The organism is Bacillus sp. LM 4-2, assembly GCF_000978495.1.
GTDB lineage: Bacteria > Bacillota > Bacilli > Bacillales > Bacillaceae > Bacillus > Bacillus subtilis.
In genome coordinates, this window is the sequence record NZ_CP011101.1 from 2,464,180 (window position 1) to 2,477,081 (window position 12,902).

A 12,902-nucleotide genomic window follows, 5' to 3' on the forward strand; every position below is an offset into this window, starting at 1 on the left:
TAGAAAGATGTCCTTTTCTTTGCCATTTAAGACAGTTGACTGCTCACAAGCTTATTAATTAAACTTCCGTCAGCTTTACCTTTTACTTTAGGCATAATTGCCCCCATCACTTTGCCCATGTCCGCTTTTGAGCTCGCACCGACCTCCGCGATGGTTTCATTTACGATTGTACGCAGCTCTTCTTCTGACAGCTGCTCAGGTAAATAAACTTCTAAAATGTCCAGCTCTTTTTGAACTTTATCTACTAAATCTAAACGATTAGCGTTTGAAAATTCCTGGAGGGAGTCTTTACGTTGCTTAAGTTCACGAGAAAGGACAGTGAGTTCCTCATCCTCGGTCAAACTGTCTTTCTTAAGCTTAATTGCTTCATTTTGAAGTGAAGCCTTAACCATTCGAACGACAGTCAGTTTGTCTTTCTCACGGTTTTTCATATACAGCTTCATATCCTGGTTGAGACGCTCAAGAAGACTCATAAATCCACCCTCTTTTAGAATTTGCGTTTTCTAGCAGCTTCAGACTTTTTCTTGCGCTTTACGCTAGGTTTTTCATAAAATTCACGCTTTCTTGCTTCTTGCAAAGTACCTGTCTTTGATACACTGCGTTTGAAGCGACGAAGAGCATCTTCAAGCGATTCGTTTTTTCTAACGACCGTTTTTGACATTCTCTTTCCCTCCCTCCGAATACACCAATCGACTACCTTTAAGTTACACATATAAACATGTACTTTGACATTATAATATAAGCCATCAGTCAGGTCAACTAAGTGAGTTCACTTTTCCGTCATGAGTGCGACTGCCTGTCTATATAATGATAGAAAGGGGTTGGTGAATAGGATGTTAATTCTGATTAGCTTTACTGCTCTTATATTATTCTTTCTCGCAGGCATGAACATGCTTCGAAAAGGCTTAATTTCTATGGCGTACTCAAAAATTGAAGAACGTTTGCTTTTATTTACGGACCATCCGTTAAAAGCGTTTCTTATCAGCATTGTATTTACGGGAATACTTCAGAGCAGTTCAGCTTTTATGGTCATTGTCATCGGCTTTGTAAGTGCGGGCGTTCTTTCTTTTAAGCGGACGATACCGATGATTCTGGGGACGAATGTTGGCTCTACTTTTACAACTGAATTTATTGCTATCAAAATGGATATTTTGATTTGGGTTCTTTTAATAGGAGGTTTATTGTTTTTTCTGACTGGCAGGTATCCTTTGAAACAGCTGGGAACAAGCTTCCTTGGACTGGGAATCATCTTCTTTTGCATCAGCGGATTCAGCCATCTTGCCGGGCCGCTGACAAAGCTGAAAACGGGAGCCGACGTTCTATACCATGTTAACGATTCAAACTGGTCCGCTTTGCTCATCGGGATGGTGTTAACTGCCATCATTCACTCCAGTTCTGTCTGTATCGGCATTTTGATGAGTTTTATGAATGAAGGGATTATCGGACTGACACAGGCGATGAGCGTCGTACTCGGATCCAATATCGGGACATGCATTACAGCTGTCATGGCTGCTGTATCCGGGGGATATGCGGCGAAACAGACAGCGTATGCGCATGTGGTATTTAACGTGCTAGGGGTGGCTCTAGTATTGCCTTTTCTGACCGCAGCGACCGGCTTTGTAGAGCAGTTATCACCCGATCCCGCCCAAAGGATTGCTCATTTCAGTCTTTTATTTAATGTAGTAACAGCTCTTTTATTTCTTCCGCTAACAAACTTGTTTTACCGATTGATTCACCTTCTTATCCCGGCTAAATAAAAAACCGGTACATTTTAATGCACCGATTTTTTAGGTTAAGAAGACAAACGCATGTGTTCAGTTATTTCATCCTCAACCACACGGACAAACTGTCCTTCGTTGTAAGGATAACCTGCTTTTAGGATTTTGACTTTTACGATTTTGCCGATCATATCTTCCGTACCTTTGAAAACAACCTTCATATAATTGTCTGTGTAACCAACAAACATATTTTCTTCTTCTGTTTCCTTAAACGCTTCCTCAGGGATAATCTCAAGCACTTCATTTTCATACTGAGAAGCGTATTCTTTTGCAAGCTGGTCAGAAAGAGCAATCAGGCGGTGCACACGTTCGTTTTTCACGTTTTCATCCACTTGGTCTTCCATTCGTGCAGCTGGTGTTCCTGTACGTTTACTGTAAGGGAAAACATGCAGCTCAGAGAATTTATGTTCTTTAATAAAGTTATAGGTTTCCATAAATTCTTCTTCTGTTTCTCCAGGGAACCCGACGATGACATCAGAAGTAACAGCTAAGCCTGGCAGTGCTTTTTTCAATTTATTTAAACGGTCTGCAAAGAATTCCATTGTATATTTGCGTCTCATCCGTTTAAGCACTGTGTTTGATCCGGATTGGATAGGAATATGCAGATGATTCACTATCTTATCTGAGCGGTCTAAGACCTCGATCACTTCGTCAGTGATTTGGCTGGCTTCGATTGAAGAAATTCTGATCCGTTTCACGCCTTCCACACGGGTGTCTAATTCGCTCAAAAGCTTCGCGAAGTTGTAATCTTTCATATCTTCGCCGTAGCCGCCTGTATGAATACCCGTAAGAACAATTTCCTTATATCCGGCATCGACAAGCTGCTGCGCTTGTTTAATGACTTCTTCAGGGTCGCGGGAGCGGAGCAGGCCGCGCGCCCACGGAATGATACAGAATGTGCAGAAATTATTGCAGCCCTCCTGTATTTTCAATGACGCTCTTGTGCGGTCCGTGAAAGCAGGCACATCTAGCTCTTCATAGACTCTTGCTTTCATGATGTTGCTGACGCCATTAATCGGCTGGCGTTCTTCTCGGTATTGGTCAATGTAGCCAAGCATTTTTTCACGGTCCTGTGTTCCGACTACAATGTCGACACCGGGGATCGCCATAATCTCAGCAGGTGAGGTTTGCGCGTAGCAGCCTGTGACACAGATGACACCGTCAGGATTTTGACGAATGGCGCGTCTGATCACTTGGCGGCTTTTTTTATCTCCCGTATTTGTAACCGTACATGTATTAATGACATATACATCAGCTGTTTGTTCAAAGTCTCTTCTTTCATAGCCCGCTTCTTTGAAAAGCTGCCAGATTGCTTCTGTTTCATAATGGTTGACTTTACAGCCAAGCGTATGGAAAGCAACAGTTGCCATTACTGATCACCTCTTAATAACTCTGTTTGATAAGAAATCGCGCTCAACGCGTATAGCGGAGCGGTTTCTGTCCTTAAAATTCTCGGTCCAAGGCCGCACGTCACACCGTCTTGCTCTGTGAGCCGTTCAACCTCCGCTTCTGTTAAACCGCCTTCGGGACCAAATACGATCAATAGAGATGATCCTTTCGGAAGGCTGCTTACAATCGCGCTGAATGCGCTTATTTCCCCTTGCTTCGATGACTCCTCGTATGCAACGACACATTTATCGAAATCCTGCATCCTTTGAAGAAGCTGCTGAAAAGAATGGACATCCATCACTCGCGGCACTTCGTTACGGTACGATTGTTCAGCCGCTTCCTTCGCAATTTTCGTCCATCTTTCCCGCTTTTTCTTTGCCTTTTTGTCATCCAGCTTGACAACAGAACGCGCGGCTTGGAAAGGAATAAAGGCATGAGCTCCGAGCTCAGTCCCCTTTTGGATAATCCATTCAAGCTTATCTCCTTTCGGAAGGCCGCTCGCAATATAGACCTTTATCGGAAGCTCTCTGTTTTCATTCGTCCATTCTATCACAAGGCAGGACACTTTATCTTTGGAAACAGATTGAAGTTCACATTTTGCCTCGAAGCCGTCTTGAGAGCAGCAGATAATCTGATCTCCCTCATTCATTCTCATCACGTTCACAATATGATGAACATCTTCGCCGGTAATCGAAAAAGCCGGCGCTTCCTCTATTTGCTGCTTCGTGAGCTCGATAAAATATCGTTGCATACGCTGTGACACCTACTAACTGTTATTTTTTCGCAATAATACTGACCCAATCTTCCATTGAAAGGATTTCTACAATGGTAAAGCCAGCTTGTTCCAGTGCTTCTTTTACTTCTTGTTTTTTATGACCGATGATTCCTGACGTAATAAAGTGGCCGCCTTCTTTTAACAGGCTGTACGCTTGTGAAGTAAAGCGAAGAATGACTTCAGCCAAAATATTGGCCACAATCACATCATGTTCCCCTTCAATCCCGTCTAACAAATTGTTTTGCTTCACTTGAGCAATATCGCTGACTTTGTTCAGCTTGAGATTGAGGCGTGCACTTTCTACAGCCACGGGATCAAGATCGTAGGCATGAACCGATTCAGCCTCAAGCATTGCAGCCGCAATACTTAAAATTCCCGAACCAGTGCCCACATCAATCACCTTATCACCCTTTTGCACAAAGCGTTCAAGCGCCTGAATGCAGAGTACGGTTGTCGGATGTGTCCCTGTGCCGAAAGCCATTCCCGGGTCCATTTCAATAATCAGTTCATCAGTATGGACCGGCGTATATTCCTCCCACGTCGGCACAATTGTAAACTTTTCAGAAATTTTCACAGGATGATAATACTTTTTCCAGGCAGTCGCCCACTCTTCTTCATTTACTTCAGAAATAGTGATGTGGTTTCTGCCCAAATCAATATTGTAAAGAAGGAGATTATTAATCGTTTCTTTGATGCCGTCTACAGTTTCGCCCAGAAAACTATTAACCGACAGATATGCTTTGACAATGACACCCTCATCTGGGTAATCATTGGGGTCGAGCTGGTAGATTTCCCCGTACACATTCTCACGTTCTTTAATTAAATCAAGCGGGTCCTCTATCACAACCCCACTTGCACCAGCTTCATGCAATATATTTGAGATAGGTTCGACCGCTTCATGTGTTGTGTGAATGCTTAATTCGGACCATTTCAAAACTACCAACTCCTCATCCAATAATTAATCGCCTTTAAACGCGCGTTTTACCTTGTCAAAGAAACTCATTTCCTGTTCGTCAGGCAGGTTTCCGCTGACTTCGGCAAATTCGCGGATAATGTCTTTTTGTTTATCTGTCAGATTTGTCGGCGTAACGACGCGGACGACGATATGCTGGTCACCCTGTCCATAGCCTCTGACATTTTGAACGCCTTTGCCTCTTAATCTAAATTTCGTTCCTGTTTGTGTACCGGCCGGAATTTTCAATTTCACTTTTCCATGCAGCGTCGGCACTTCTACCTCATCTCCAAGAGCAGCCTGAGCAAACGTTAACGGCATTTCACAGTAAATATCATCGCCGTCACGCTCGAAGAACTCGTGTGCGCGTACATGGAACACGACAAATAAATCCCCAGCAGGGCCGCCGTTTATTCCTGGTTCACCCTGTCCCGAGAGACGAAGCTGCTGCCCGTCATCTACACCGGCTGGAATTGTCACATTGATTTTCTTGCGTTTTTTGATTTTTCCTTTGCCGCCGCAGTCCGCACATTTGTTTTTAATTATTTTGCCTGTACCTTCACAGTGGTGGCAGACCCGTCTGTTAACGACTTTTCCAAACGGTGTATTTTGCTCCACGTTTAACTGGCCGGAGCCTCCGCAGTGGGAGCATGTTTCTGGATTTGTTCCAGGTTTCGCACCTGAGCCTTTACATGTTTCGCACGTTTCCTCGCGGGGAATTTCGATGGTTGTTTCTTTACCGAAAGCCGCATCCTCAAACGACAGGGTCATCGTATACTGTAAATCAGCACCCTGGCGCGGAGCGTTGGGATCTCTTCGTCTTGTGCCTCCGCCGAATATACTTGAGAAAATATCATCGAAACCAAAACCGCCGAAATCGCCGCCGCCAAAACCTCCGCCGCCGAAGCCTTGGTTAGGATCAGTGTGACCAAATTGATCGTAATGCGCACGTTTTTGGTCATCTGACAGCGTTTCGTATGCTTCTTTTACCTCTTTAAATTTTTCATCTGATCCGGCTTCTTTGTTAATATCAGGATGATATTTTTTTGACAGCTTCCGATAAGCTTTTTTAATTTCATCCTTTGAAGCGCTCTTACTTACTCCCAGCACTTCATAGTAATCACGCTTACTCATCTCGCTTCACTCTCCCGAATTTCTCACATAAATTAGATTGTATCATTTTGAATTATGATTTTTCAATTCCTTTTATCCCGGGCAAGAAAAAAAGTCAAAGCCAAGAGATGCCTGACTTTGACTTTCTAATCATTGAATCAGATTATGAAATGTGTTCTTTTCGGTCAGCTCCGGAAGCGGGGCTGATACTAAAAAGAACTTATTTTTTGTTTTGGTCGTCGTTTACTTCTTCGTATTCAGCGTCGACAACGTTGTCATCCGCTTTGCCTTCAGCGTTTGCTCCGCCTTGAGCTTGCTGTGCTTTAGCAGCTTCTTCATAAAGCTTCATAGAAAGCTCTTGAACGATTGTTTGAAGCTCATCTTTTTTCGCTTTGATCTCTTCAAATTCGTTTTTCTCAATCGCTGCTTTTAAAGCATCTTTGGCATCGTTGGCTTTTTTCACTTGTTCTTCGTCTACTTTGCCTTCAAGATCTTTTAATGTTTTCTCAGTTTGGAAAACAAGCTGATCTGCTTCGTTGCGGACTTCGATTTCTTCTTTTTTCTTCGCATCAGCGTCAGCATTTTCTTCCGCTTCTTTTACCATGCGTTCGATCTCTTCATCAGAAAGACCTGAAGAAGATTTAATTGTAATGTTTTGTTCTTTTCCTGTGCCTAAGTCTTTTGCTCTTACGTTTACGATACCGTTTTTGTCAATATCGAAAGAAACTTCGATTTGAGGCACGCCGCGCGGTGCTGGCGGGATATCAGTAAGCTGGAAGCGGCCGAGTGTTTTGTTGTCGGCAGACATTGGGCGCTCACCTTGAAGAACATGGATATCAACAGCTGTTTGGTTATCAGCAGCAGTTGAGAACACTTGAGATTTGCTTGTTGGGATCGTCGTGTTGCGGTCGATCAGTTTTGTAAACACGCCGCCCATTGTTTCGATACCGAGAGAAAGCGGTGTAACGTCAAGAAGAACAACATCTTTTACGTCACCTGTGATAACGCCGCCCTGAATCGCAGCACCAAGCGCTACAACTTCATCCGGGTTTACGCCTTTATGCGCTTCTTTTCCAGTTTCTTTTTTGATTGCTTCTTGTACGGCAGGGATACGAGTTGATCCGCCGACAAGGATGACTTTGTCGATTTCGCTTGCAGAAAGTCCTGCATCTTGAAGCGCTTGACGGACAGGACCCATTGTGCGCTCTACTAAATGAGAAGAAAGCTCTTCGAATTTAGCGCGAGTTAATGTAAGTTCAAGGTGAAGCGGTCCTGCTTCTCCAGCTGTGATAAACGGTAAAGAAATTTGCGTAGAAGATACGCCGGAAAGATCTTTTTTCGCTTTTTCAGCTGCGTCTTTCAAACGCTGAAGCGCCATTTTGTCTTTTGACAAATCAATGCCGTTTTCTTTTTTGAATTCAGACACAAGATGATCGATGATAACTTGGTCAAAATCGTCCCCGCCCAGACGGTTGTCGCCGGCAGTTGAACGAACTTCGAATACACCGTCGCCAAGCTCAAGGATGGAAACGTCGAATGTACCGCCGCCAAGGTCGTATACTAGGATCGTTTGATCTTCATCTGTTTTATCAAGTCCGTATGCAAGCGCTGCTGCAGTCGGCTCGTTGATGATACGTTCTACTTCAAGACCGGCAATTTTACCAGCGTCTTTTGTAGCTTGACGCTCAGCATCGTTAAAGTATGCTGGAACTGTGATAACTGCTTTTGATACTGTTTCGCCAAGATAGCTTTCAGCGTATGATTTAAGGTGTTGAAGGATGATAGCAGACACTTCTTGTGGAGTGTAATCCTTTCCTTCAATTTCAACTTTATAATCAGTACCCATATGACGTTTGATAGACATAATTGTGTTAGGGTTTGTAATAGATTGGCGTTTAGCCACTTCCCCTACTTGACGTTCGCCGTTTTTAAATGCAACAACTGATGGCGTTGTGCGGTTTCCTTCAGCGTTAGCGATAACTTTAGGCTCGCCGCCTTCAAGCACTGCCACACATGAGTTTGTTGTTCCTAAGTCGATTCCGATAACTTTACTCACTTGAATAACCTCCTGCTATGTAATTATTGATTCACTTTGACCATGGAAGGGCGAATGACGCGATCCTTCAGCTTATAGCCTTTTTGCATTTCCTCAACAACAATGTTGGAGCCGTAGTTTTCGTCTTCAGCCTGCATAACAGCTTGGTGCAGATTAGGATCAAATTCCTGCCCTACAGCTTCGATGGCTTCGACGCCTTCTTTTTTCAAGGCTTCTACGAGCTGACGGTGGACCATTTCCATTCCCTGGAGCAAACTTTTCGTCTGTTCATTGTCGGCTTCAACCTGAAGCGCTCGTTCAAAGCTGTCAAGAGCCGGCAGTAAATCAGTCACGATATTTTGAGAACGGTATTTTTGGGACGCTTCCATCTCTAAACGGCTGCGTCGTTTATAGTTTTCAAAGTCTGCTTGAACACGCAAAAGTTTGTTTTCTTTTTCCTCAAGCAAACCTTGCAATTCGTTAATTTGGTTTTGAAGAAGTTCGCTTTCATTTGTTTCTTCCTGCTGTTCATCAGCGGCAGCTTGTTCTTCAATGATTTCTTGCTCTTCTGTTTCGTTTTGTTCAACGGTTTGTTTTTCTTCTGACATTGTGTTCACCTCCCTCAAAGTGTAAGGAGAAGGACAGGTGCTGCCCTTCGATAAAATTTGCCAAAATTCCCTTATTCATCATACAGACTTGTTAATGCTTTTGACAAGTCCGAAGTCACATGCTGAAGCAGGCTGACAACCCTGGAATAATTCATGCGGGTCGGGCCGATGATCGCAATTGAGCCGATCTGCTTCTGGTCTACGGAATAAGAAGCCGTAATCAGACTGCAATTTTCCATCTCTTCATAGTCGTTTTCTTTTCCGATTTTAATCGAAATTCCCGTGTGCGGGGATTGAACCAGCTTTAAAACATCCTGTTCTTTCTCAATTAATGAAAGCAGCGACCGAACTCGGGTGATATCATGGAACTCAGGCTGGTTCAGCATATTGATTTTCCCGCCAAAAAACAACTTTTCAACGTGATTTGTGGAATGAAAGGTTGAACGAAGCGCGTCGAGTATATTGTCATAGTTTTTAATGTGCTGTCTTAGGTACATGACAACTTCTTTAAATATGCGCTCATTCAGTTCATCCATTGGAACGCCGCTTAAACGGTCGTTCAGTATATTTACCAGTTTTTCAATATCAGACAGATCCATTTTGGTCGGAAAGTTAATCGTTTTGTTTTCCACATGCCCCGTATTGGTAACGAGAATCGCTACCGCCATATCAGGCTGAATCGGAATGATTTGAATCTGTTTAAGGTAATTCTCACTCAGCTTCGGCCCGAGTACGATGGATGTGTAATTCGTCAGATCGGACAAAATTTGCGCTGATTTTTGAACTGTCTTCTCCAGCTCGAAAATTTTCTCTTTGAAGATCGAGTGGATTTGGTCCAGGTCGCTTTTCGTCAGTTTGACGGGTGACAGCAAATGGTCAACATAGTACCGATACCCTTTTTCTGACGGAACACGTCCTGAGGATGAATGGGTTTTTTCAATAAAGCCCAATTCCTCCAAGTCAGCCATCTCGTTTCTTATTGTTGCAGAGCTAAATGTGATTTCATCTTTTTTCGAAAGAGTTCTTGATCCCACCGGCTGTGCCGATTTAATAAAATCGTTGATTATAACCTGAAGGATCAGCAGCTGACGATTTGTTAACATCATCATCACCTCTGTTAGCACTCTCAATAAGCGAGTGCTAATTCTATAACAAAAGTATCAAACCACAAGAAAAATGTCAATTATAACTCACCCAAAAAAGCGCCAAAAACTTCATTGCCTAATAATTTCCCTTGATGAGTCAAATAAACGGCAGACTCCGAATTGTGAATCAGCCCTTTTTCAGCGAGGTCTTTTAACACGCTTGGGAAAAGTCCATCCAGGGAACGGCCGTATTTTTCTGCGAATCGTTTTTTGCTGACACCGGCTGTTTTTCTCAAACCTAAAAACATTTCTTCCTCAATCTGTTCTTCTGTTGTCACTTCATGTGTATCTCTGTACGGAAAACCCTTTTCAGCTATCAGGTCAATGTAATGCTTAACAGGTCCGACGTTCACTGTTCGTGTGCCGCCGATATATCCGTGAGCGCCAGCTCCGAAACCGAAATATTGTTCGTTGCTCCAATACGTTAGATTGTGCTTAGATTCCATGCCTGCCTTAGCAAAGTTGCTGATTTCATATTGATGGATGCCGTGAGCTTCCATCTGGCTCATCACCATTTCATACATTTCAGCTTCCTGCTCCTGCGGCGGAAGATGAAGCCGCCCTTTTTGCATCAAATTATAAAATACCGTTTTCGGTTCTACAATAAGGGAGTAAACGGAATAATGCTCGGCATCCAATGATAAAGCAGTGTTTATAGAATGTTCCAGATGCTTGAGGGTTTGCCCCGGAAGCCCGAACATGAGATCAAGACTGATATTCTCAAAACCGATTTCCCGCGCTCTTTCAAAAGAGGTGAATACATCTTTTTGCTTGTGCACTCGGCCGATTTTTTCTAACAGATCGTCTTCGAACGTTTGCACACCAAAGCTGAGGCGATTTACGCCTGCTTCTTTTAATATTTTTAATTTCTCTGCGGACAAGTCGTCCGGATTCGCTTCAACCGCAAATTCCGATAAGTCGCTTGAGGGCTTCAGTACGCGGTTGATCATGTCCATCAGCTTTTTGAGCTGTTCCTCAGACAGGGAGGTCGGCGTGCCTCCTCCGATAAAGATTGTTTTGAGATCAGGCTGCCCAGTTTTTGCTATTGTATTTATCATTTCCTGTTCGAGTGCGTTTAAATACTCGTCGACTGGCTGACTTTGAATAAAATATTTATTGAAATCGCAGTAGTGGCAAATATGCTCACAAAATGGGATATGGATATAAGCTGATTTCAACGGATTCACCTTCTTTACAGAAAGAAGCCGCAGTACAAGACTGCGGCGGCTTCTATTGTTTTTTCGGACTGTCGTCCATTTTCAGAACTGCCATAAATGCTTCTTGCGGCACTTCAACTGAGCCGACCTGCTTCATACGGCGTTTTCCTTCTTTTTGTTTTTCAAGAAGTTTCCGTTTACGCGAGATGTCCCCTCCGTAACATTTAGCCAATACGTTTTTACGCATTGCTTTTATGGTGGAGCGGGCCACGATTTTCTGGCCGATTGCGGCTTGTACCGGAACTTCAAACTGCTGGCGCGGAATGAGTTCTTTCAGTTTTTCAACGATCACTTTTCCGCGTTCATATGCGTAATCACGATGCACGATAAAGGAAAGGGCATCGATTTTTTCACCATTCAGCATAATGTCCATTTTCACAAGCTTGGACGGTTTGTAGCCGATCAGTTCATAATCAAAGGACGCATAGCCTTTAGTGCTTGATTTCAGCTGATCAAAAAACTCATATACGATTTCCGCTAGTGGCATATCATAAATGATGCTGACACGGTTTGCGTCTAAATACTGCATGTCAATGAAATTGCCGCGTTTTCCTTGGCAAAGCTCCATTACAGCGCCGACATAGTCATTCGGCACCATCATCGTCGCTTTTACGTATGGCTCCTCAACCCTTTCGATCTTTTGAGGATCCGGCATGTTGGACGGGTTGTCGACAACGACCTTTTCGCCGTCTGTCATATACACGTCATAGATAACGCTTGGCGCTGTCGTAATCAGGTCGATGTTGAACTCACGCTCAATTCGCTCCTGAATGATCTCCATGTGAAGCATGCCTAAAAATCCGCAGCGGAACCCGAATCCAAGCGCTTGCGAAGTTTCCGCTTCATATTGAAGGGAGGAATCATTCAGCTCAAGCTTTTCAAGAGCTTCCCTTAAATCATTATACTTCGCTGTATCAATCGGATACAAACCACAGTACACCATCGGGTTTAGCTTGCGGTATCCCGGCAGCGCTTCTTCTGCAGGATTGGCAGCGCTCGTTATTGTATCACCGACACGTGTGTCACCGACATTTTTGATTGAGGCAGTCAGGAAGCCTACATCACCGACCGTCAGTTCATTTGTCGGAGTTGCTTTCGGCGTGAACACGCCCACCTCTGTTACTTCGAATTCTTTGCCGGTTGCCATCATTTTGATTTTTTGTCCCGGCTTTACCGTTCCTTCAACGACTCTGATATAAGCCACGACACCGCGGTAGGCGTCATAAAGCGAGTCGAAGATCAGCGCTTTGAGCGGCGCCTCCGGATCTCCGGTCGGAGCTGGCACCTTTTCTACGATTTGTTCTAAAATCTCCTCAATCCCGATACCGGCTTTTGCTGAAGCAAGCACGGCTTCTGATGCGTCAAGGCCGATAACGTCTTCTACCTCTTGGCGCACACGTTCGGGCTCGGCGCTCGGAAGGTCGATTTTATTGATGACCGGAAGGATTTCAAGATCGTTGTCAAGCGCTAAGTAGACATTGGCGAGCGTCTGCGCTTCAATCCCCTGGGCTGCATCCACGACAAGAATCGCTCCCTCGCAGGCAGCAAGGCTTCGGGATACTTCATACGTGAAGTCGACGTGTCCCGGCGTATCGATTAGATGAAAGATATATTCTTCTCCGTCTTTTGCTTTATATTTAAGCTGAACAGAGTTTAATTTAATGGTTATGCCCCGCTCACGTTCAAGATCCATAGAATCGAGCAATTGTTCTTTCATTTCTCGTTGAGTGATTGCCGACGTTTTTTCTAAAATACGATCCGCTAAGGTCGATTTTCCGTGGTCAATATGGGCAATGATAGAGAAATTCCGTATTCTCGATTGCCTCTCTAAACGCTTTTCTTTATCTGTCACAATCTATCACTCCTACTATTAAACGCAAAATACACTAG

At 43.9% G+C, this 12,902-nt stretch carries 12 protein-coding genes; 1 reads left to right on the top strand and 11 read right to left on the bottom strand.

Going from position 1 to position 12,902, the window contains the following annotated elements:
* Positions 1-26: 26 nt before the first annotated feature.
* Positions 27-473, bottom strand: a complete 447-nt coding sequence (locus bslm_RS12230) for a GatB/YqeY domain-containing protein (protein ID WP_003230022.1) — start codon at positions 471-473, stop codon at positions 27-29.
* A 14-nt stretch (positions 474-487) separates the two neighbouring features.
* A complete protein-coding gene (rpsU, locus tag bslm_RS12235; protein ID WP_003152957.1) occupies positions 488-661 on the bottom strand; it encodes a 30S ribosomal protein S21 in 174 nt (57 codons plus the stop codon).
* A 172-nt stretch (positions 662-833) separates the two neighbouring features.
* Between rpsU and bslm_RS12240 the strand changes: the two genes are divergently transcribed.
* A complete protein-coding gene (locus bslm_RS12240; protein WP_015714282.1) occupies positions 834-1,757 on the top strand; it encodes a Na/Pi symporter in 924 nt (307 codons plus the stop codon).
* 35 nt (positions 1,758-1,792) lie between these two features.
* On the opposite strand, the gene mtaB is transcribed toward bslm_RS12240, so the two are convergent.
* From mtaB to lepA, 9 genes are all read right to left on the bottom strand, one after another.
* On the bottom strand, positions 1,793-3,148 hold the full coding sequence (gene mtaB / locus bslm_RS12245) for a tRNA (N(6)-L-threonylcarbamoyladenosine(37)-C(2))-methylthiotransferase MtaB (protein WP_003230017.1): 1,356 nt from the start codon (positions 3,146-3,148) through the stop codon (positions 1,793-1,795).
* A complete protein-coding gene (locus bslm_RS12250; protein ID WP_015384126.1) occupies positions 3,148-3,918 on the bottom strand; it encodes a 16S rRNA (uracil(1498)-N(3))-methyltransferase in 771 nt (256 codons plus the stop codon). The genes mtaB and bslm_RS12250 overlap by 1 nt, the downstream gene beginning before the upstream one ends.
* A 22-nt stretch (positions 3,919-3,940) precedes the next feature.
* Positions 3,941-4,876 carry a 50S ribosomal protein L11 methyltransferase gene (gene prmA / locus bslm_RS12255; protein WP_032722135.1) on the bottom strand — a complete coding sequence of 312 codons (936 nt, stop codon included), beginning with the start codon at positions 4,874-4,876 and terminating at the stop codon, positions 3,941-3,943.
* 24 nt (positions 4,877-4,900) lie between these two features.
* Complete coding sequence (gene dnaJ / locus bslm_RS12260; protein WP_003230010.1) at positions 4,901-6,028, bottom strand: molecular chaperone DnaJ; 1,128 nt, start codon at positions 6,026-6,028, stop codon at positions 4,901-4,903.
* A 199-nt stretch (positions 6,029-6,227) separates the two neighbouring features.
* Positions 6,228-8,063 (bottom strand): molecular chaperone DnaK, encoded by a 1,836-nt coding sequence (gene dnaK / locus bslm_RS12265; RefSeq protein WP_004398786.1) that lies wholly within the window; start codon positions 8,061-8,063, stop codon positions 6,228-6,230.
* 23 nt (positions 8,064-8,086) lie between these two features.
* Positions 8,087-8,650, bottom strand: a complete 564-nt coding sequence (grpE, locus tag bslm_RS12270; protein ID WP_003230005.1) for a nucleotide exchange factor GrpE — start codon at positions 8,648-8,650, stop codon at positions 8,087-8,089.
* Positions 8,651-8,721: 71 nt separating this feature from the next.
* Positions 8,722-9,753, bottom strand: coding sequence for a heat-inducible transcriptional repressor HrcA (hrcA, locus tag bslm_RS12275; protein WP_003246126.1), 1,032 nt, complete (start codon positions 9,751-9,753; stop codon positions 8,722-8,724).
* An 80-nt stretch (positions 9,754-9,833) separates the two neighbouring features.
* Entirely contained in the window at positions 9,834-10,973 is a 1,140-nt protein-coding gene (gene hemW / locus bslm_RS12280) for a radical SAM family heme chaperone HemW (RefSeq protein WP_015714284.1), read from the bottom strand.
* Between the two features lie 52 nt (positions 10,974-11,025).
* Positions 11,026-12,864 carry a translation elongation factor 4 gene (gene lepA, locus bslm_RS12285; RefSeq protein ID WP_003229999.1) on the bottom strand — a complete coding sequence of 613 codons (1,839 nt, stop codon included), beginning with the start codon at positions 12,862-12,864 and terminating at the stop codon, positions 11,026-11,028.
* Positions 12,865-12,902: the final 38 nt, after the last annotated feature.

Coding starts and splice junctions, on each gene's coding strand:
- bslm_RS12230 (WP_003230022.1), bottom strand. CDS start 473: ATGAGTCTTCTTGAGCGTCTCAACCAGGATATGAAGCTGTATATGAAA.
- rpsU (WP_003152957.1), bottom strand. CDS start 661: ATGTCAAAAACGGTCGTTAGAAAAAACGAATCGCTTGAAGATGCTCTT.
- mtaB (WP_003230017.1), bottom strand. CDS start 3,148: ATGGCAACTGTTGCTTTCCATACGCTTGGCTGTAAAGTCAACCATTAT.
- bslm_RS12250 (WP_015384126.1), bottom strand. CDS start 3,918: ATGCAACGATATTTTATCGAGCTCACGAAGCAGCAAATAGAGGAAGCG.
- bslm_RS12240 (WP_015714282.1), top strand. CDS start 834: ATGTTAATTCTGATTAGCTTTACTGCTCTTATATTATTCTTTCTCGCA.
- dnaJ (WP_003230010.1), bottom strand. CDS start 6,028: ATGAGTAAGCGTGATTACTATGAAGTGCTGGGAGTAAGTAAGAGCGCT.
- hrcA (WP_003246126.1), bottom strand. CDS start 9,753: ATGTTAACAAATCGTCAGCTGCTGATCCTTCAGGTTATAATCAACGAT.
- grpE (WP_003230005.1), bottom strand. CDS start 8,650: ATGTCAGAAGAAAAACAAACCGTTGAACAAAACGAAACAGAAGAGCAA.